The sequence below is a fragment of the Nocardia sp. NPDC058640 genome, assembly GCF_042716995.1.
GTDB lineage: Bacteria > Actinomycetota > Actinomycetes > Mycobacteriales > Mycobacteriaceae > Nocardia.
The window spans coordinates 188322-208613 of record NZ_JBHXRG010000006.1; the positions used below are offsets into that span (position 1 = coordinate 188322).

Annotated in this window: 17 protein-coding genes; 15 read left to right on the forward strand and 2 right to left on the reverse strand. The window is 67.9% G+C overall.

The genetic code is table 11. From position 1 onward, the window contains the following. Window positions 1-22: 22 nt before the first annotated feature. The 11 genes from murG to ileS all read left to right on the forward strand — a co-directional run bounded on the left by murG (window position 23) and on the right by ileS (window position 12421). Window positions 23-1138, forward strand: a complete 1116-nt coding sequence (murG, locus tag ACFWU5_RS11350) for an undecaprenyldiphospho-muramoylpentapeptide beta-N-acetylglucosaminyltransferase (protein WP_379267040.1) — start codon at window positions 23-25, stop codon at window positions 1136-1138. Next, window positions 1135-2649, forward strand: a complete 1515-nt coding sequence (gene murC, locus ACFWU5_RS11355; protein WP_379244235.1) for a UDP-N-acetylmuramate--L-alanine ligase — start codon at window positions 1135-1137, stop codon at window positions 2647-2649. Before murG ends, murC begins: the two co-directional genes overlap by 4 nt. Next, complete coding sequence (locus ACFWU5_RS11360) at window positions 2646-3335, forward strand: cell division protein FtsQ/DivIB (protein WP_379244237.1); 690 nt, start codon at window positions 2646-2648, stop codon at window positions 3333-3335. The genes murC and ACFWU5_RS11360 overlap by 4 nt, the downstream gene beginning before the upstream one ends. 160 nt (window positions 3336-3495) lie before the next feature. Beyond that, window positions 3496-4758, forward strand: coding sequence for a cell division protein FtsZ (ftsZ, locus tag ACFWU5_RS11365; RefSeq protein ID WP_379267042.1), 1263 nt, complete (start codon window positions 3496-3498; stop codon window positions 4756-4758). 234 nt (window positions 4759-4992) lie between these two features. Further along, the gene (gene pgeF, locus ACFWU5_RS11370) at window positions 4993-5724 is read left to right on the forward strand and encodes a peptidoglycan editing factor PgeF (protein WP_379244240.1); all 732 of its coding nucleotides are present in this window, start codon (window positions 4993-4995) and stop codon (window positions 5722-5724) included. An 85-nt stretch (window positions 5725-5809) separates the two neighbouring features. Further along, entirely contained in the window at window positions 5810-6538 is a 729-nt protein-coding gene (locus ACFWU5_RS11375; protein WP_379244242.1) for a YggS family pyridoxal phosphate-dependent enzyme, read from the forward strand. 107 nt (window positions 6539-6645) lie between these two features. Beyond that, window positions 6646-7401 (forward strand): cell division protein SepF, encoded by a 756-nt coding sequence (locus ACFWU5_RS11380; RefSeq protein WP_379244244.1) that lies wholly within the window; start codon window positions 6646-6648, stop codon window positions 7399-7401. 89 nt (window positions 7402-7490) lie between these two features. Next, window positions 7491-7793, forward strand: coding sequence for a YggT family protein (locus tag ACFWU5_RS11385; RefSeq protein WP_379244246.1), 303 nt, complete (start codon window positions 7491-7493; stop codon window positions 7791-7793). Between the two features lie 60 nt (window positions 7794-7853). Then, window positions 7854-8711, forward strand: a complete 858-nt coding sequence (locus ACFWU5_RS11390; protein ID WP_379244248.1) for a DivIVA domain-containing protein — start codon at window positions 7854-7856, stop codon at window positions 8709-8711. A 90-nt stretch (window positions 8712-8801) separates the two neighbouring features. Beyond that, complete coding sequence (locus ACFWU5_RS11395; protein ID WP_379244250.1) at window positions 8802-9002, forward strand: hypothetical protein; 201 nt, start codon at window positions 8802-8804, stop codon at window positions 9000-9002. A 284-nt stretch (window positions 9003-9286) separates the two neighbouring features. Beyond that, complete coding sequence (ileS, locus tag ACFWU5_RS11400) at window positions 9287-12421, forward strand: isoleucine--tRNA ligase (RefSeq protein ID WP_379267043.1); 3135 nt, start codon at window positions 9287-9289, stop codon at window positions 12419-12421. Window positions 12422-12476: 55 nt separating this feature from the next. On the opposite strand, the gene ACFWU5_RS11405 is transcribed toward ileS, so the two are convergent. Continuing rightward, window positions 12477-12890, reverse strand: a complete 414-nt coding sequence (locus tag ACFWU5_RS11405) for an organic hydroperoxide resistance protein (RefSeq protein WP_379267044.1) — start codon at window positions 12888-12890, stop codon at window positions 12477-12479. A gap of 72 nt (window positions 12891-12962) precedes the next feature. Here ACFWU5_RS11405 and ACFWU5_RS11410 point away from each other — a divergent pair, with 72 nt between their 5' ends. Then, window positions 12963-13496 carry a TetR/AcrR family transcriptional regulator gene (locus tag ACFWU5_RS11410; protein WP_379244256.1) on the forward strand — a complete coding sequence of 178 codons (534 nt, stop codon included), beginning with the start codon at window positions 12963-12965 and terminating at the stop codon, window positions 13494-13496. Between the two features lie 269 nt (window positions 13497-13765). On the opposite strand, the gene ACFWU5_RS11415 is transcribed toward ACFWU5_RS11410, so the two are convergent. Next, the gene (locus ACFWU5_RS11415; protein WP_379244258.1) at window positions 13766-14641 is read right to left on the reverse strand and encodes a UTP--glucose-1-phosphate uridylyltransferase; all 876 of its coding nucleotides are present in this window, start codon (window positions 14639-14641) and stop codon (window positions 13766-13768) included. 180 nt (window positions 14642-14821) lie between these two features. Between ACFWU5_RS11415 and ACFWU5_RS11420 the strand changes: the two genes are divergently transcribed. The 3 genes from ACFWU5_RS11420 (at window position 14822) to ACFWU5_RS11430 (ending at window position 20026) form a co-directional block, all read left to right on the forward strand. Then, window positions 14822-16120: a DNA polymerase IV gene (locus ACFWU5_RS11420; RefSeq protein ID WP_379267080.1), complete on the forward strand. Its 1299-nt coding sequence runs from the start codon at window positions 14822-14824 to the stop codon at window positions 16118-16120. Between the two features lie 59 nt (window positions 16121-16179). Further along, window positions 16180-16665 (forward strand): hypothetical protein, encoded by a 486-nt coding sequence (locus ACFWU5_RS11425; RefSeq protein ID WP_379244260.1) that lies wholly within the window; start codon window positions 16180-16182, stop codon window positions 16663-16665. Window positions 16666-16747: 82 nt separating this feature from the next. Next, window positions 16748-20026 carry an arabinosyltransferase domain-containing protein gene (locus tag ACFWU5_RS11430; RefSeq protein ID WP_379267045.1) on the forward strand — a complete coding sequence of 1093 codons (3279 nt, stop codon included), beginning with the start codon at window positions 16748-16750 and terminating at the stop codon, window positions 20024-20026. Window positions 20027-20292: the final 266 nt, after the last annotated feature.

The window sequence follows — 20292 nt, forward strand, 5'->3', positions numbered from 1 at the left end:
ACAGAGAACGAGGTATATCCAGGTGAGTAACCCGCGATCCGGGTTGTCGGTGATCGTCGCAGGCGGAGGAACCGCAGGCCACATCGAACCCGCGTTGGCAGTAGCCGACGCGCTGCGCAGACTCGACGATTCGATCCGGGTCACCGCCTTGGGTACCGAACGTGGACTCGAGACGAAACTGGTGCCCGAACGTGGGTACCCCCTCGAACTGATCCCGCCGGTGCCGTTGCCGCGCAAGCCCTCCGCGGACCTTTTGCGCCTGCCCGGCCGGGTTTTGGCCTCGGTGAAGGCGACCAGGGCCGTCATCGACGACGTGCAGGCCGATGTGATCATCGGCTTCGGCGGCTACGTCGCCCTGCCCGCGTACCTGGCCGCGCGCGGTGGACTTTTCGGCCGCAAACGCAAGGTTCCGGTGATCGTGCACGAGGCCAACGCCAAGGCAGGCATCGCCAACAAGGTCGGTGCTCGCCTGGCCACGAAAGTGCTTGCCGCTGTCCCTGATTCGGGACTGGCTGGTGCGCAGGTCGTCGGCATTCCGGTGCGCGCCTCCATCACCGAACTCGACCGTGGTGCTCTGCGCGCGGAAGCTCGCGCGCACTTCGGGCTGCCCGCGCAGGGCCCGGTGCTGCTGGTGTTCGGTGGTTCGCAGGGCGCACGCAGTCTCAACGAGGCCATCTCCGGTGCCGCACCGCAACTCGCCGCCGCGGGCGTTTCGGTGCTGCACGCGCACGGCCCCAAGAACAGCGTCGAGGTGAGCACTTCTGGGGCACCCGCACCGTATGTCGCGGTGCCGTATCTGTCGCGGATGGACCTGGCGTACGCCGCCGCCGACGCGGTGGTGTGCCGATCCGGTGCGATGACCGTGGCCGAGGTGTCCGCGGTCGGGCTGCCCGCGTTCTACGTGCCGCTGCCGCACGGCAACGGCGAACAGGAATTCAACGCCAGACCGGTGGTCGCCCAAGGTGGTGGCACAATCGTGGCCGATGCCGAACTGACTCCGAAATATGTGATCGATGAGGTGATTCCGCTGCTGCTGGACCCCGCCGCACTCGCGCAGATGGGCCGCGCCGCCGCTGGCGCGGGCCATCGCGATGCTGCCGACACCGTCGCCAGGATCGTCACCGAGGTGGCCCGATGAGCGAGCAGAGCGGCACGATCGGCGAGTCCACCGGCACGGCCCTGCCCCCCGAACTCGAACGCGTGCACATGGTCGGAATCGGCGGTGCGGGCATGTCCGGCATCGCGCGGATCCTGCTGTCGCGCGGCGGCCAGGTCTCCGGTTCCGATGCCCGCGAAAGCCGCGGCGTGCTGTCGCTGCGGGCCCGCGGCGCGCAAGTGCGCATCGGCCACGCCGCCGACGCGCTGGACCTGCTGCCCGGCGGCCCGACCGTGGTGGTCACCACCTACGCCGCCATCCCGAAGACCAATCCCGAACTGGTCGAAGCGAACCGGCGCGACATCCCCGTGCTGATGCGCCCGACCGTGCTCGCGGCGCTGATGCGCGGACACAAGACCCTGCTGGTCTCGGGCACCCACGGCAAGACCTCCACCACCTCGATGCTGATCGTCACCCTGCAGCACTGCGGCGCCGACCCGTCGTTCGCCGTGGGCGGCGAGCTCAACGAGGCGGGCACCAACGCCCACCACGGCAGCGGCGACATCTTCGTGGCCGAGGCCGACGAGTCCGACGGCTCACTGCTGCAATACGACCCCGACGTCGCCGTGGTCACCAATATCGAATCCGATCACCTGGACTACTTCGGCACCGACGAGGCCTACATCCAGGTCTTCGACGACTTCGCCGACCGTCTCGCCCCCGGCGGACTGCTGGTGGTGTGCCTGGACGATCCCGGTTCGCTGGCCTTGGCGCAGCGCGTGGCACCGCGGTTGAGAGAACGCGGCATCGACGTGCTCGGTTACGGCTCCGGCGATCTCACCGACGCCCCCGTGACCGTCGGTGCGCGCCTGCTGGACTGGCAACCGCGCGACGTCGGCGGCATCGTGGAATTCCAGCTCGACGGCGAAACCGTGCCGCGCTCGCTGCGCCTGTCGGTGCCCGGCAGGCACATGGCACTGAACGCACTGGCCGCGCTGCTGGCCGCGCGCGCCACCGGCGCCGACATCGACGAGATCGTCCAGGGACTGGAGGGTTTCGGTGGCGTGCATCGCCGGTTCCAGTTCACCGGCCGGGAGAACGGCGTGCGCGTGTTCGACGACTACGCGCACCACCCCACCGAGGTGCGCGCGGTGCTCGAAGCCGCGGCCCAGCTGGTCGCCCAGGAGGCCCGCGACGGTGCCCGCACCACCAGGGGCCGGGTGATCGTGGTGTTCCAGCCGCATCTGTACAGCCGCACCGCCACGTTCGCCACCGAGTTCGGCACCGCGCTGAGCCTGGCCGACGAGGTGGTCGTGCTCGACGTCTACGGTGCCCGCGAAGACCCGCTGCCCGGCGTCAACGGCGCGCTGGTGGCCGGGTCGGTGACCAAACCCGTGCACTACCAGCCGGATATGTCCAAGGTCGGCAAGCAGGTCGCGGGCCTGGCGCACGACGGCGACGTCGTGATCACCATGGGCGCGGGCGATGTCACGATGCTGGGCACCCAGATTCTCGACAGCCTGCGCGCCAGGCCGCAGCAGGGCGGCCGATGAGATTGCCGATGCCCGCCGCGCGCGGGTGGCACGGCTACCGCCTGTGGACGGTGGTCGCGATGCTGGTGGTGAGCCTGCTGGTGGCGTTGGCCTGGTTCACCCCCGCGCTGTCGGTGCGCACCGTACGCATCGACGGACTGTCGGCGGTGCCCGACGCCGAGGTGCGTGGTCGCCTCGAAATCCCGGACGGCCGTTCGATGTTGCGCATCGACACCACCGCGATCGCGCAGCGCGTGGCCGCGATCCCGAAAGTCCGATCTGTCCGGGTGCAGCGTAAATTCCCCTCGACAGTGCTGGTCACCGTCGAGGAACGCACCGCGGTGGTGTACTTCGACGCAGGCGACGGCGCGCACCTGATCGACACCGACGGCGTCGAATTCGCGATCGAACCCGAGGCGCCGATCGGGGTTCCGATGCTGCTGTCGGAGGGCTCGTTCACCGGGCCCGCGGCCACCAGGGCGGCGGTGGATGTGCTGGTCACCCTGCCGCCCGCGCTGTCGGTGCAGGTGGGTGAGGTTGTCGCACGGTCGATTTCGGACGTCTCACTGCGCCTTCGCGACGGGAGACAGGTAGTGTGGGGCGGCACGGGCGATGGCGAGCGCAAAGCCGCCGTCGTGTTGCCGCTGCTGACCCGTGAGGGGACCGTGTTCGACGTATCGAGTCCGAATCTGGTCACGGTAAAGTGAGCGACATTCTTTGTGGCACAAGATTCTGGCTCTTGCCTCGGCGCGCCTGCGCCGGGATCGCAGTGGCTGCGAATAGCGTTCCGCAGCAGTCGGATACTTGACATAACGCCAACCCTATGGTTGAGGTTGAGGGTTTTAGATCGAAGGAAGGCGAGAGCCCATGACGCCCCCGCACAACTACCTTGCGGTGATCAAGGTCGTCGGTATCGGCGGCGGCGGCGTGAACGCCGTCAACCGAATGATCGAACAGGGACTCAAGGGAGTCGAGTTCATCGCGGTCAATACCGACGCGCAAGCCCTGCTGATGAGCGACGCCGACGTCAAACTCGACGTCGGTCGTGAACTCACCCGAGGCCTCGGCGCCGGAGCCGATCCGGAAGTCGGCCGCAAGGCCGCAGAGGACCACAAGGACGAGATCGAAGAGGTGCTCAAGGGCGCCGACATGGTCTTCGTCACCGCGGGCGAAGGTGGTGGCACCGGAACCGGCGGCGCCCCTGTCGTCGCCAGCATCGCCCGCAAGCTGGGGGCGTTGACTATAGGAGTCGTCACCCGGCCGTTTTCCTTCGAAGGAAAACGTCGCGGGAACCAGGCCGAAGTGGGCATCAACCTGCTTCGCGAGTCGTGCGACACCCTCATCGTCATTCCGAACGACCGGCTGCTGCAGCTGGGCGACGCGGCGGTGAGTCTGATGGACGCCTTCCGCTCCGCGGATGAGGTGCTGCTCAACGGTGTTCAGGGCATTACCGACCTGATCACCACCCCCGGCTTGATCAACGTCGACTTCGCCGACGTGAAGTCCGTGATGTCGGGTGCCGGTTCGGCCCTGATGGGCATCGGCTCCGCACGCGGTGAGGGTCGTTCGGTGAAAGCCGCCGAGACGGCGATCAATTCGCCGCTGCTCGAGGCTTCCATGGACGGTGCGCACGGCGTGCTGCTCTCGATCGCGGGCGGGTCCGATCTGGGCCTGTTCGAGATCAACGAGGCCGCCTCGCTGGTGCAGGAGGCCGCGCACATCGAGGCCAACATCATCTTCGGTACGGTCATCGACGATTCGCTGGGCGACGAGGTGCGTGTCACCGTTATCGCCGCGGGATTCGACGGTGGGGGACCGGCGCGCCGCAGTTCCGAGAACAACACGGCCACCACGAGCCGGACCACGTCCGGCCCGATCGGGTCCAGCAGTGCGGGGTCCATCGGCCAGGGGCGTGCCCCCGAAGCGCCGTCGCGTCCCGTCGAGCCCGCCACGGCCGGGGTGTCCGGTGGCCGGGCCGCGGCACCGAACTACCGCGATACCGAGCGCTACCGGGAGTCCGAGCGCGCACGGGTCACCGAGCGGGCGATGAACGAGGTCAACAACTCGGTGCCGCGTGACGACGGCGACGATGACGACGACATCGACATCCCGATCTTCATGCGTCGATAGTTTTTCGCACCACCGACAGCGCCTGAACTCCACTGTGAGTTCGGGCGCTTTCGCGTGTGCGGGGAGTGGTAGCTGACGTCGAGCCATCGCGGTTGCACGTGTGGCGCCGCGACCCACGGGCGCGTAGCGACGCGCGGGCTGCGTCGTGACGCGCGCGGCGTGGTCCTGGGAGGGTTGCCCACGTCACCCCGCGCGGTGACCAGGTGACCTGCCCACCGCACTACCCTGGCAACCATGACTTCCGCACCTCCTACCGTGAACGTCCGCCGGGTGACCACCACCCGCGCCGGCGGTTTCTCCGCCGCGCCCTACGAATCGTTCAACCTGGGCGACCACGTCGGAGACGATCCGGAAGCCGTGCGCCGCAACCGAATTCGGCTCGCCGAGGGCATCGGCCTCGCGCCGGACCGCCTGGTGTGGATGGAACAGGTGCACGGGCGCAATATCGAGATCGTCGACGGACCGCGCGACGAGCCGGTCCCGGTGACCGACGCGCTGGTCACCACGGTGCCCGGCCTGGCGCTGGTGGTCCTCACCGCCGACTGTGTGCCGATCCTGCTGTCCGACGACGAGGCGGGCGTGATCGCCGCCGTCCACGCGGGCCGTATCGGCGCCCGCATCGGCATCGTCCCGCGCGTGCTCGAGGCGATGGTCTCGGTCGGTGCCCGCATCGACCGCATCGGTGCCTTCCTCGGCCCGGCGGCGTCAGGTCGCCAGTACGAGGTCCCCGCCGCCATGCGGGCCGACGTGGAAGCCCACCTGCCCGGCAGCGCCACCACCACCGTCCGCAAGACCCCAGGCCTGGACCTGCGCGCGGGCATCCGCAGACAGCTCACCGAAGCGGGCGTGTCCGGTGTCGCGACCGACCCCCGCTGCACCATCGAGGACAAAACCCTGTTCAGCCACCGCCGCGGCGCCCCCACCGGCCGCATCGCCGGCGTGATCTGGATGGAAACCAACGCATGAGCCCGGATACTGCCCGCCCGGATTCTGCCCGCACGAACGCTGCCCGCACGAGGATCCGCACCCGCGCGAACACCGGAGCACGCCGATGACCACTGACCCCACTGCGCGCACCGCGGAACTCTCGGCGCGCCTGGACGGCCTGCTCGCTCGCATCGACGCCGCGGTCGAATCAGCAGGCCGCACACCGGGTTCGGTGAAACTGCTCCCGGTCACGAAGTTCTTCCCCGCCTCCGACGTCGCCATCCTGCACTCCCTCGGCCGCCGTGAATTCGGCGAGTCCCGCGAGCAGGAAGCCTCCGCGAAGGTCGACGAACTGGCCTACGACGACGTCGAATGGCACATGATCGGCCGTTTACAACGCAACAAGGCCCGCTCGGTAGCGCGCTGGGCGCACACCGTCGCCTCGGTCGACAGCGAACGCCTGGCTAACGCCCTCGACCGCGCCGCGCAGGACGCACTGGCAGCCGGCGAGCGTAACTCGCCGCTGCGGGTGCTGTTGCAGGTGAGCCTGGACGCCGACCCCGGACGCGGGGGTGTCGCGCCCGCCGATCTGCTCGCTCTGGCCGACCTCGTAGCGAAGGCGCCCGGCCTGCATCTGGCCGGTCTGATGGCGATTCCGCCCCTTGACACGCCCGCCGATGTGTCATTTGCGAAGCTTGCGAAGTCGCATACTTCGCTACTCGCGCAACACGCCGAAGCCACCGAACTTTCTGCAGGTATGTCGGGTGATTTGGAGATCGCGGTCGAACACGGTTCGACGTGTGTGCGTGTCGGAACCGCCTTGATGGGCACCCGACCGATAACCTCGGCGTAGCAAAGAAACCTCATCAGTCACATTCGACACATACGATTGGGCCGAAGAGGCGCTGAGCAAGAACTTCAACACCCGGCCGCCACCGGGGCCGAAGGAAGGTCGACCAGATGAGTACCCTGCATAAGTTCAAGGCGTACTTCGGCATGGTTCCGCTCGATGAGTACGAAGACGACTACGTCGACGATCATGCCCCTCGCGGTACCGAGGAGCGCGCGGACCGGATCCGCCCGCGCAGCTACGACCGCTATGCCGAAGACCGTTACGGTGCAGACCGTTTCGCGGAGGAGGCGGACGACTTTCCGCAGCCGGCCTACAAGTCGGCCTACCAGGCCCGTCGCGACGACTATGTCGCCGACACCTACGCCGACGATCGCTACGAGACGCCGCGTCGCCCCACCAGGATCGAAACGGCGCCGTCGTCGGGCCGGTCCTTCCGGGCAGGCGGTGTCGCACCAGGAATGCGTGGCTCCACTCGTGGTGCGCTCGCGGTCGATCCCGATGCCGAGGAGCGCAGGATGGAGCAGCGTGAGCGCCCCGAACCCGCGCCCGCACGGCGGCCAGGGATCTTCGAGGACGGAGGTCCCTTGTCCAAGATCACCACGCTGCGTCCGCGCGACTACAGCGAGGCCAGGATCATCGGCGAACGGTTCCGCGAGGGCAACCCGGTCATCATGGACCTGGTCGACCTGAGCAACGCCGATGCCAAGCGTCTGGTGGACTTCGCGGCGGGCCTGGCGTTCGCGCTGCGCGGGTCGTTCGACAAGGTGGCCACGAAGGTGTTCCTGCTCTCACCCGCCGATGTCGACGTATCAGCGGAAGAGCGCCGTCGGATCGCCGAAAACGGCTTCTACAACCAGAAATAGCGTCCGCATCCCCGATGCCGAGATGGCCGCCCGCGCACTGCGCGGCGCGGCCATTTTGCGCGTTGCCGGTTTTACGGCAGAGTGATGCCGTGGCCCTGTTCGCGGTTCTGTACCTCGTGCTCTTCATCTTCTGGCTGTTGCTCATCAGTCGGGTGATCGTGGAGTTCATTCGCAGTTTCGCGCGCGACTGGCGCCCCACCGGTGTGGTGGTGGTCATCCTCGAGGTGATCTTCACTGTCACCGACCCCCCGGTGAAACTGCTGAGGCGTTTGATACCTCCTGTGAATCTTGGGGGGATCCGTCTCGATCTTTCGATAATGGTCCTGCTCTTCCTCGTCTTCATCCTGATGTCGATCGTGGGTAGGCTCGGGCAGCCCGTGACCTCCGTGTGACACAATGAATCGAGAAGACCGCTTGCTAGTTCTCCAAAAGACGCGTGAAGGGATCCTTCGATGCCGCTGACTCCTGCCGATGTGCACAACGTCGCGTTCAGCAAACCGCCGATCGGTAAGCGCGGCTACAACGAGGACGAGGTCGATGCCTTCCTGGATCTCGTCGAACAGGAGCTTTCGCGCCTGATCGAGGAGAACGCCGACCTGCGTCAGCGGGTCGCCGAACTCGACACCGAACTGGCCGACGCCAAGAAGAACCGTGGGTCCGCCCCGGTCAACGCCGCGAAGGCGCCTGTGCAGCAGGCTCCGCCGCCGGCACCAGAACCTGTTCCGCAGCCGATGCCGGTCGCGCCGCCCGCTCCGATGCCCGTGGCGGCACCGGTGCAGAACTCCGGCCCGGACGCCAACATGCAGGCCGCGAAGGTGCTGACCCTGGCGCAGGAGATGGCGGACCGCCTCACCACCGACGCCAAGACCGAGGCCGAGGGTCTGCTGTCCAACGCGCGGGCAAACTCCGAGCGACTGGTCGGCGACGCCCGCACCCGTTCGGAAGCGATGATCGCCGACGCGCGCGGCAAGTCCGACGCGATGCTGGCCGATGCGCAGAACCGGTCCGACACCCAGATCCGGCAGGCCAAGGACAAGGCCGAGGCGCTCACCGCCGACGCCGAGCGTCAGCACGCCGAGATCATGGCCACGATCACCCAGCAGCGCACCGTGCTGGAAAGCCGTATCGAGCAGCTGAAGACCTTCGAGCGCGAGTACCGCGTGCGCCTGAAGTCCTACCTGGAATCGCAGCTGGAAGAGCTCGAGAACCGTGGGTCGGCTGTGCCGGTCGACGGCGCCGAGTTCGCGGGCGAAACCAACGGTTCGGCCAACAGTCTGGCTCCTGCCTCCTTCGCCAAGGGCGGCAAGTAAACTAGTTCCCGGGTCGCGCGGCGCAGCGCGCCGCGTGATTCGGGAATGCCCAGCTTTCGTCGGGCTGCTCGGTTGGCTTTGGGAGTCGCCATGCTCGTCTTGACGCTTGTTCTAGCCACGATCGGTTTCGGACTGCTCGTGGCGGCGCTGGCCACCGGTTCGGTGGTGTGGGCGTGGGGTTGCATTCTGATCTGCGTGGTCGGTGCCGCGAGTTTGCTCGTGAGCGCACTGGCCAGTCGAAAACCCGAGAGCGAACCGGCCCCACCCGGCCGACACGCCCGACGGAACTGAACGGGCGCGAAATATCGGCTGGACGCGCCCGGTTAGAATTTCAGTACACATGACGTTGATCCGGCTATCACCGGGGAGTCTTCGGAAGAACGGCGTTCGCGCTCAGTAGAACCGAACGGGTGAGCCCGTCACAGCTCACACAACGAGAGGCTCGTGTTGTTCCCGGCGAGGGACAGTGCGAGCAAACGGGGTGGTACCGCGGTACGGCGCACCGGCGCCGACATCGTCCCCGTGCCCACATTTCGCGCTCCTTTCGAGCGCGGCGGCACGAGGAGCAATCCGCGATGGCGGACGAGACAAGTACCGGTAGCGCATACCCCCGGGTCGATTTCGGCGCGGCCGCGGGCGCGTCCTTCCCGGAGCTCGAAACCCAGGTGCTCGACTACTGGGCCCGCGACGACACCTTCCGCGCCAGCATCGCCAACCGCGACAGCGAGGAAGAGTTCGTCTTCTACGACGGCCCCCCGTTCGCCAACGGCCTGCCGCACTACGGCCACCTGCTCACCGGGTACGTCAAGGACCTGATCCCGCGCTTCCAGACCATGCGCGGTAAGAAGGTCGACCGCCGCTTCGGCTGGGACACCCACGGCCTGCCCGCCGAGATCGAGGCCGAGAAGCAGCTCGGCATCACCGACAAGGCTCAGATCGAGCAGATGGGGCTGGCGGAGTTCAATGCCGCCTGTAAGTCCTCGGTGCTGCGCTACACCAACGAGTGGCGTGAGTACGTCACCCGTCAGGCCCGCTGGGTCGACTTCGACAACGACTACAAGACCCTCGACCTGGACTTCATGGAGTCGGTCATGTGGGCGTTCAAGTCGCTGCACGAGAAGGGCCTGATCTACCAGGGCTTCCGGGTGCTGCCCTACAGCTGGTACGAGCAGACGCCGCTGTCGAACCAGGAGACCCGCCTCGACGACGCCTACAAGATGCGTCAGGACCCCGCGGTCACCGTCGACATGGTGCTGTCCGTCCCCGCCGAGCACCCCCTGGCGGCCCTGGACGGTGCCAACGCGCTGATCTGGACCACCACCCCGTGGACCCTGCCGTCCAACCTCGCGATCGCGGTGCACCCCGACGTGCGTTACGTGCACGTGCGCGGCGCCGACGACAAGCGCTACCTGCTTGCCGCCGAACGTCTTTCGCACTACACCCGCGAACTGGGCGACGAGCCGGAGGTGCTCGGCGAGTACGACGGTGCGGCGCTGGCCGACCTGTCCTACGCCCCGCCGTTCGACTTCTTCGTCGGCCACCCCAACGCGCACCGCGTGCTCACCGCCGACTACGTCACCACCGACTCCGGCACCGGAATCGTCCACCTCGCACCGGCTTTCGGTGAAGAGGACATGGACGTGGCCACTGCCAACGGCATCGACATCGTCCAACCGCTCGACCCGGGCGGCAAGTTCACCTCGATGGTGCCGCCGTACGAGGGCCTGATGGTGTTCGACGCCAACCCGGTGATCATCAAGGATCTCAAGGCCGCCGGAAAACTGTTGCGGCACGAGACGATCGAGCACTCCTACCCGCACAGCTGGCGTTCCGGTCAGCCGCTGATCTACATGGCCGTGCCGTCGTGGTTCGTCGCGGTCACCAAGTTCCGTGATCGGATGGTCGAGCTCAACCAGCAGATCAGCTGGGTGCCCGAGCACATCCGCGACGGCCAGTTCGGCAAGTGGCTCGAAGGCGCGCGCGACTGGAACATCAGCCGAAACCGCTACTGGGGCAGCCCGATCCCGGCGTGGGTGTCGGACAACCCGGCCTACCCGCGCGTGGACGTGTACGGCTCGCTCGACGAACTCGAAGCCGACTTCGGCGTGCGCCCCACCGACCTGCACCGCCCGCACATCGACAACCTCACCCGGCCCAATCCCGACGACCCCACCGGGCAGTCGACCATGCGCCGGGTGCCCGAGGTGCTCGACTGCTGGTTCGAATCGGGCTCGATGCCCTATGCCCAGGTGCACTACCCGTTCGAGAACAAGGAGTGGTTCGACAGCCACTTCCCGGGCGATTTCATCGTCGAGTACAACGGGCAGACCCGCGGCTGGTTCTACACCCTGCACGTGCTCTCGACCGCGCTGTTCGACTCCCCCGCGTTCAAAACCGTTGCCGCGCACGGCATCGTGCTCGGTGAAGACGGCCTGAAGATGTCGAAGTCGAAGGGCAACTACCCCGACGTCAACGAGGTCTTCGACCGCGACGGCTCCGACGCCATGCGCTGGTTCCTGATGAGCTCGCCCATCCTGCGTGGCGGCAACCTCATCGTCACCGAGCGTGGCATCCGCGAACGCGTGAGCCACGCGATGCGCCCGCTGTGGAACGCGTGGACCTTCCTGCAGCTGTACGCCTCGAAACCCGGTGTGTGGCGCACGGATTCGCCGAACGTGCTCGATCGCTACATCCTCGCCAAGCTCGCGGTCACCCGCGACGTGGTCACCGAGGCCCTCGAGGCCTACGACATCGCCGGTGCCGCCGACGAGCTGCGTGGCTTCGCCGACGCGCTCACCAATTGGTATGTGCGCCGGTCCCGTTCGCGCTTCTGGACCGAGGATCGCGACGCGGTCGACACCCTGCACACGGTCCTCGAGGTGGTCACCCGGCTGGCCGCACCGCTGCTGCCGCTGATCACCGAGGTCATCTGGCGTGGCCTGACCGGCGAACGCTCGGTGCACCTCACCGACTGGCCGTCCGAGACCGAGCTGCCGCACGACCCCGAGCTCGTCGCCGCGATGGACGAGGTGCGCGTGGTCTGCTCCACCGTGCTGAGCCTGCGCAAGGCGCAGAACCTGCGGGTGCGGCTGCCGCTGGCCGAGGTCACCATCGCCGCCGCGGATGCCGAGCGGTTGGCGCCGTTCACCGAGCTGATCGCCGACGAGGTCAACGTCAAGAAGGTCGACCTGACCACCGACGTCTCCGCGCACGGCCGGTTCGAGCTGGTCGTCAACGCGCGTGCCGCCGGTCCGCGCATCGGCAAGCAGGTCCAGACGGTGATCAAGGCCGTCAAGGCGGGGGAGTGGAGCGAGTCCGCCGACGGTGTCGTGTCCGCCGCCGGGATCACCCTGCTGCCCGAGGAGTACACCCAGCGCCTGGTGGCCGCCGAACCCGAGTCCACCGCCGCCCTGCCCGGCAATGCCGGCCTGGTGGTGCTGAACTCGGTGGTCACCGAGGAGCTGGAGGCCGAGGGCTGGGCCCGCGACCTCATCCGCGACCTGCAGGAGACCCGCAAGTCACAGGGCCTCGAGGTATCCGACCGGATCAGCGTGATCCTGGATGTCCCCGCCGAGCGGGCGGAGTGGGCGGCAACCCACCGTGACCTGATCGCCGGGGAAATCCTCGCCACCGCACTGACTTTCGGTGACGCGGGTGCCGACGCCGCCGAGATCACCGGCGGGGTCAAGGTTTCCGTGACCAAGGCGTAAGCGCGTGAAAAAGGGGGCGAGACTTCAGGTCTCGCCCCCTTTCGCGTGAACAGGGCTATTCCACAACAAGTTCCACGGGGATATTGCCCCGAGTGGCGTTGGAATACGGGCACACCTGGTGGGTGGTGTCGATGAGTTGCTGACCCTGCTCGTTGTGCAGGTGCTCGGGCAACTCCACCCGCAACACCACCGACAGCCCGAACCGGCCGCCTTCGAGGGGATTCAAACCGACCTCGGCGGTCACCGACGCGTCCTCGGCGTCGACTTTCATCCGCTTGGCCACCAGCTGCAACGCGCTGGCGAAACAGGCCGAATAACCGGCCGCGAACAGCTGCTCCGGGTTGGTGCCCGCGCCGTCGCCGCCCATCGCCTTGGGGCGGGCCAGGGTCAGATCGAGCACGCCGTCGTCGGTGTACGAGCGGCCGTCGCGGCCGACCGAGGTGGCGATCGCGGTGTAGATGGGGGCCATGTGTCCTCCTAGACAGACTTGTCTGTTCACTTGCGATCGAGAGTAGACAGGTCTGTCTGTTATTGTCAAGGAATGAGCGCGGCCCGTGAACGTCTCCTCGATACCGCCACCCGGTTGTTCTATGCCGAGGGCGTGCATACCGTCGGCATCGACCGGATCATCGCCGAGGCCGGCATCGCCAAAGCCACCTTCTACCGGCACTTCAAAACCAAAGAAGACCTGGTCGTGGCCTATTTACAACGCGAATACGACCGGCAACGCCAGGTGTTGGAATCGGTGCCCGGCGACGGCTTCGCCACCATCGCCACCATCTTCGACAGCCTGCGCGACATCAGTTGCGGCCCCGGCTTCCGTGGCTGCCCGTTCCTCAACGCCGCCGTCGAATTCCCCGACCCGGCCCACCCGGTCCGACTGGTGGTCGACGACTACCGCACCTGGTTCCGCGAACTCATGGCCCACCACCTGCGCGCGGGCGGCCACCGAACCCCAGACGACGCGGCCCGGGCGCTACTGCTCACCCGTGACGGCGTCACCATCAGCGGCGGCGTCGGCGACACCGACACCGTGCGAGCGGGGATCAAGGCCGCGCTGACGCTGATCGCCTGAGTGTTCTCGAAAAGATGCTGGAAAGTTGCCCCAGCTTGTGACATCGGCAAAGGACTTTTTGGCAGGATTGCCCTGTTACTGCGTCAGGGTAGCGAGTGCCCCGGCCGTGAGGAAGGGCCTGCATGAAGCGAAAAGTCCTGCGCTGCTTAGCTTTCGGCTTCGTCGCCACCATCGCGACAACGCTCGTGCTCGATGGTCCCGCCTGGTCGCAGCGCGGAAGTGCGACCGGGCCTCACCGTCGGCAGCAGTGGTCCCGCAAACCTTGAGCCTCAGTCGACCAACGCGCGCAACAGCGGGCCGTACTCGGGATGAGCCAGCGCCGAGGCGAACTGGGCCACCAGGTAGTCGGCCGGGTTGCCGGTGTCGTACCAGCGGCCCTGGATGACCTGGCCGTACACCGCGTGCTCGGCGGCGTAGTTGTTGATCGCGTCGGTGAGGTACACCTCGCCGGTCTTGTGCGTGTACCAGTTCTCGGTCTGCGTGCGCAGTTCGTCGATGATGCCCGGCGTCACCACGTACCCGCCGATCGCCGCGTAGGCCGACGGCGCGTCCTCGGGCTTGGGCTTCTCCATCAGCCCGGAGATGCGCAGCAGGCCGTCGTCCAGGTCCTCGCGCACCACGGGCACGCCGTACCGCTGCGACTCACCCGGCGACATCGGCAGCAGCGCCAGCACCGGGCAGCCGGTGGACTCGTAGGCGGTGATCAGCTGCTGCGCGCGCGGCACCTCCGCGACGAACACGTCGTCGGGCCACAGCACCAGCATCGGCTCGTCGCCCAGATGCCGGGCGGCGTTGAGCACCGGGGTGCCGTTGCCGTACGGGCCGTGCTGGTCGAGATAGGTGATGTGACCGGCGCGCGAGAGCTCGCCGACCTCCTCGACCGCGTCGGCGTAGGCGGCCTTGCCGTCGGCGCGCAACTGCGCGACCAGCGCCGGGTTGGGCCGGAAGTGATCCTGGATCAGCGACTTACCGCTGCTGACCACGATGGTGATATCGGTGATCCCGGAGGCCACCAGTTCCCGCACCGTGTGCTCGATGACCGGTTTGTCGCCGACCGGCAGCATCTCCTTCGGCGTCGCTTTGGTCAGCGGGAGCAGCCGGGAGCCGATGCCCGCCGCCGGAATGACAGCCTTGCGGATCTTCATCCCCCGATCATCACATATTCCGCGGTGTGTGCGGTGTGCCACGGCCCGACAACCGGGTCAGCGGGACTTGTCGGTGGTCGGGCGTAGATTGCGGTCGTGAGCACCCACACCCCTGCCGCCGGTGCCCCGGCCAGGCCCGATGCGACGGTTACCGCCCGTCGCTGGGTGCTGCACATCGATATGGACGCCTTCTTCGCCTCGGCCGAACAACTGACCAGACCCACCCTGCGCGGGCGCCCGGTCCTGGTCGGTGGGGCCACGCAACGCGGTGTCGTGGCGGGGTGCAGTTACGAGGCGCGGGTCTACGGCGCGCGTTCGGCCATGCCGATGCATCAGGCGCGGCGGCTGATCGGGGTGTCGGCGGTGGTCGTGCCGCCGCGTGGCGCGGTGTACTCGGTGCTGAGCGGGCAGGTGTTCGACGCGTTGCGCAGCTGTGTGCCGGTGCTGGAAACGCTGTCGTTCGACGAGGCCTTCGCCGAACCGGCCGAGCTGGCGGGGGCCAGTGTGGCCGAGGTCGAGCGGTACTGCGCGATGCTGCGCGTGCTGATCACCGCGCGGACCGGCCTGACCGCCTCGATCGGTGCGGCCACCGGTAAGCAGCTGGCCAAGATCGGTTCCGGACTGGCCAAACCCGATGGGATGCGGGTCATTTCGCCCACCGAGCAAGGCGAGCTGCTCGCCTCGCTGCCGGTGCGCAAACTGTGGGGGATCGGGCCCGTGGCCGAAGGCAGACTGCGCAGCCTCGGCATCGAAACCGTCGGCGCCTTCGCCGCACTGCCGGAATCCGAAGCCGCCACCACGCTGGGCGGCAGCGCCGGAGCGGCTTTACATCGGCTGGCCCGCGGCATCGACGACCGCCCGGTCACCGAACGCGCCGAGGCCAAACAGATCAGCGCCGAGAACACCTACGAACGCGACATCGTCACCCTGCCCGACCTCCGCGCCGCCATCACCGCCATGGCCGCCTCGGCACACCGCCGACTCGAACGCGACGGCCGCGCCGCCCGCACGGTGGTCCTCAAACTCAAGAAGTCCGATATGGGCATCGTGACCAGGTCGTTCACCCTGCCGTACGCCACCGCCGACCTGACCACCCTGGCCGCGGCCGCGCAACGCTCCGCGATCGACCCGGCCGAACTGGGCGCCATCCGGCTGGTCGGCGTCGGCTACGGCGGGCTGTCGCTGGTGCGTCAGGAATCGCTGTTCCCCGAACTCGATCAGGCCGTGCCCGAGGATTTCGGCACCGTCGCCGACACCGCGCCGCCGGTGGAAACGCAACCGGAACTGCCTGCGGGACTGTGGTTTCCGGGCATGGACGTGAGTCACCCGGAATTCGGGCACGGCTGGGTGCAGGGCGCGGGCTACGGTCGGGTGACCGTGCGCTTCGAGACCAGCTCCACCGGGCCAGGCCCGGCACGTACCTTTCCCGCGCACGACACGGGTCTGACACGGGCCGATCCCCTGGCAAGTCTGGGATGAGGAGTAGCCTCGGCAACCGCGATGGAACGACTCACACCTCGAACGCAAAGGACGAGCAGTTGAAGCTTCGTACGACCGGACGTGTAGCGATCGCCGGACTGGCCGTGGTCGCCGCCCTCGGCCTGAGCGCGTGCAGCGACGACAAGGGTGACAAGCCCGCCGCCAAATCCACCACCAGTGCCACTGCCACCGTGGATCTGCCCCCGGTGCCCACCGTCGAGCAGCTCAACGAGCAGCTCAACACCGCACTGGACCCGGCGGTTCCCAACGATCAGAAGCTGGACTTCGTGCAGGGCGGTGAGGCCGACCCCGAGCTGCCCAACCGCCTGGCCCAGGCCGCCGCGGAGAACAATGTCCAGGTGCAGGTCACCGAGGTGACCTCCTTCGGCGAGAGCGTCACCGCGAAGGCCAACTTCACGCTCAACGGCCAGACCAACCCCGTGGATGTGCCCTTCGTGGCAGACGAGGGCAAGTGGAAGGTCCAGAAGTCGTGGGCCTGCAACATGATGACCCAGCTGGGCCAGACCTCGGTCGCCTGCCCCTGATCTACGCTCGTGATCCAGCCCCGTCCGGAAAACTTCCGGACGGGGCTTTTTCGCGCCGGTCGAGACGGTGTTTCGCCTGCTGATGGTCGCGCGACTAGTATCGGGCCCCGTGGTTGAGACGATCGTGCGGCAGGGGCATCCGCCCAGGGATGTTTCGGAATCGGCGCGCGGTGATCGCGCCCGGTGGGTCCGCACGGTCGCGATCGTGGCCGCGCTGATCGGCATTCTCAGCGCCGCGGCGATCCCGTTCCTGCCGGTCCGCGTGGACGCCGCGACCGTGTCCTGGCCCCAGCAGGGCTCCCCGGCCGCGGTCGAAGCGCCGTTGATCGCCTACGCGCCCGCCGCGCTGTCCGCGACGGTGCCGTGTTCGGCGTTGAGTTCGCTGGCCGCGACCGGCGGTGTCGCGGTGTCGACTGTGCCGCGGCAGTCCGCGGACATGGAGAAGTACGGGTTCGTGGTCAAGGTGGTCGCCGACACCGCCGAACGGCCAGGCCGCGTGGACGTGGTCTCCCGCTCGACCCTGGTGTGGACCGCGCCGCTGACCGACGTGCTCGACCGCTCCTGCGCGCTGGCCATCGCGATCACCCCGGCCGAAGCCACGGTCACCACCACCGGTCTCACCTCGTCGGGCGCGATCCTGGCCGCCGACCTGCGACCCCAAGTCGTCGGCGTGTTCAGCGAACTGACCGGCGCCGCCCCCGCGGACCTGTCGGTGCGCGTGGACGTCGACGCCCGCTACACCTCGTCCCCGACGTGGCTCAAACTCGCCGCGATCGTGCTGTGCCTGCTGGCCACCGCGGTCTCGCTGTTCGCCCTGCACCGCCTCGACGCCCTGGACGGCCGCACCGCCCGCCGCTTCCTGCCGCAACGTTGGTGGCGGTTGCGCCCGGTGGACTGGCTGGTGTTCTCGGTGCTGCTGGTGTGGCACTTCATCGGCGCCAACACCTCCGACGACGGCTACATCCTCGGAATGGCAAGGGGCGCACAGAGTTCGGGCAATATGTCCAACTACTACCGCTGGTTCAGCGTCGACGAGGGGCCGTTCTACACGCCGTACGTCGACATCATCGGCTGGCTCACGCACATCTCCGCGGTCAGCCCGCTGGTCCGCCTGCCCGCCCTTGGTGCGGGCGTGCTGACGTGGTGGTTGATCAGCCGTGAGGTGCTGCCGCGCCTCGGTGTGGCGGTGCGCCGCGAACGTGTCGCGACCTGGACCGCGGCCTTGGTGTTCCTCGCCTTCTGGCTGCCGTACAACAACGGTCTGCGCGCGGAATTCGTTGTCGCGCTGGGTGTTCTGGTCACGTGGGTGTGTGTCGAGCGGGCGATCGCGACTCGTCGACTGTTGCCGTTCGCGTTCGCGTTGATCGTGGCCGCGTTCACGCTGACCGGCGCTCCGTCGGGGTTGATCTGCCTCGGCGCGCTGGTCGCGGGTGCGCGGATCATCACCGCCATGATCGTGCAGCGGTCGAAGTCGGTGGGTTACCTGGCGCAACTGCTGCCGATCCTGGCCGCGGGCGCGGTCGTGCTCACCGTCGTGTTCGCCGACCGGACCCTGGCCGGCGCTCGCGAAATGTTCGCCGTGCACAGCGGGATCGGGCCGGGGGAGTCCTGGTTCATGGAATTCGTGCGCTACCAATATCTGCTGCAGCTCAATGCCGACGGCTGGCTGACCAGGCGTTTCGGCGTGTTCACGATGTTGATCGGCCTGATCGTGTGCACCGTGGTCATGCTGCGCCGCGGCGGCCACATCCCCGGCACGGCGGTCGGCCCCACCCGGCGAATGCTCGGCATCACACTCGCCGCCATGGTGTTGATGATGTTCTCGCCCACCAAATGGACGCACCAGTTCGGTGTGTTCGCGGGCCTGGCCACCTGCGTCGCCGCGGTGACCGCGGTCGCGGTGAGCTCGCACGTCCTGCGACCGATGCGCAATCGCGCGCTGTTCGCCGCCGCGGTGTTCTTCGCCCTGGCCATGACTTTCGTCGGCGCGAACGGCTACTGGTACGTGTCGTCGTGGGGAATTCCCTTCTGGGACAAGCCGCCGACGGTCGCGGGCTACGGCATCTCGACCGGATTCGTCGGCCTGACCGTGCTCGCTCTCGGTGTCGCCGCGTGGTTCCACATCCACCCGAACCCGAGTCCGAAAACCACCGCCAGGGTGGGTCGTGTGGCCGGACTGCCCGTGCTCGCGATCGCCGCCGCGATGATGGTGCTGTTCGAACTCGCCTCCTTCGCCAAGGCCACCGTCGCCCAGTACCCCGCGTATTCGTTGGCCGGCTCCAACCTGTCCGCCGCCTTCGCGGGCGGCTGCGGCATGGCCGACGAGGTCCTGGTCGAAACCGACCCGAACGCCTCCATGCTCGCCCCCCTGTCCGGCGACATGACCACCGCCATGAACGGCACCGACTCCACCGGCTTCCGAGCCGACGGCGTCGCCCCCGTCCTGACCTCCGACGAAGTGGAATCGACCACCGGCCAAGCGAATTCGGTCTCCGACGATCCCGACAAACTCCGCGACGCCTCCACCTCGGCCGGTTCGGAATCCCGCCAGGGCTCCCTACAACTACCCTTCGGCCTGGACTCCGCCACCACCCCCGTCCTCGGCAGCTACCGCCCCGGCCCCCAAGAACCCGCCACCCTCACCACCGGCTGGTTCCGCCTCCCCGAAGGCCCCCGCGGCCCCCTACTCGCCCTCTCGGTAGCAGGCCGAATCCGCACCACCGACTCCGACGGCATCGTCCACCCCGGCCAAGAACTAACCATCGAATACGGCACCGCCCCTGCTGACGCCTCCGACGTCGCCGCGACCGGCCAGATCGCCCCGATCGATATCGGCCCCGCCCCGGTGTGGCGCAACTTGCGCGTCCCGCTCGACCAGCTCCCCGCCGACGCGAACGTCGTCCGCCTGGTCGCCGCCGACCGGGATCTCGGCCCCGACCAGTGGCTAGCCGTCACCCCACCCCGCATGCCACAGACCACCACCCTGGGCACCCTGGTCGGCCGCCAATCCCCGGTCCTGCTGGATTGGGCTGTGGGCCTGCACTTCCCGTGCCAGAACCAGATGCCCACCTACAACGGCATCGCCACCCTGCCCGAGTACCGCATCCTCCCCGACCGCAACGGCGCCACCATCACCAACCTCTGGCAAGGCCACGACGGCGGCGGCCCCCTGGGCTGGACCCAACTCCTGTTCACCGCCCGCACCCTGCCCACCTACCTGAACAACGACTGGGACCGAGACTGGGGCACCCTCGAGCAATACCTCCCCCTCGACACCACCGCCACCCCTGCCAAGGTCGCCATAACCCCCCAAACCCACTGGGGCACCTGGACCCCCGGCCCCACCATCACCGCCTGGTAACCCCCGCCTAGCGGGCCCCCACGCCAGCACAGCTGGACAGTCGATCACCACGCTCTGGTGCGACGACCCCCGGCGTGTCGCCCGCCACCACAGCGTGGTGATCGCCTGTCCAGATTGGCGCGCCGAGGTGAGCGCGCGCCGCCTGCCGGCGGCACGCGCCGAGCGCCGCGCGCCCACGCCCTACTACTGGACGGGTGATCACCACGCTCTCAGCGTGGCATTCGTCCCATTTCGCCTCGCTGAGAGCGTGGTGATCGCGTGTCCAG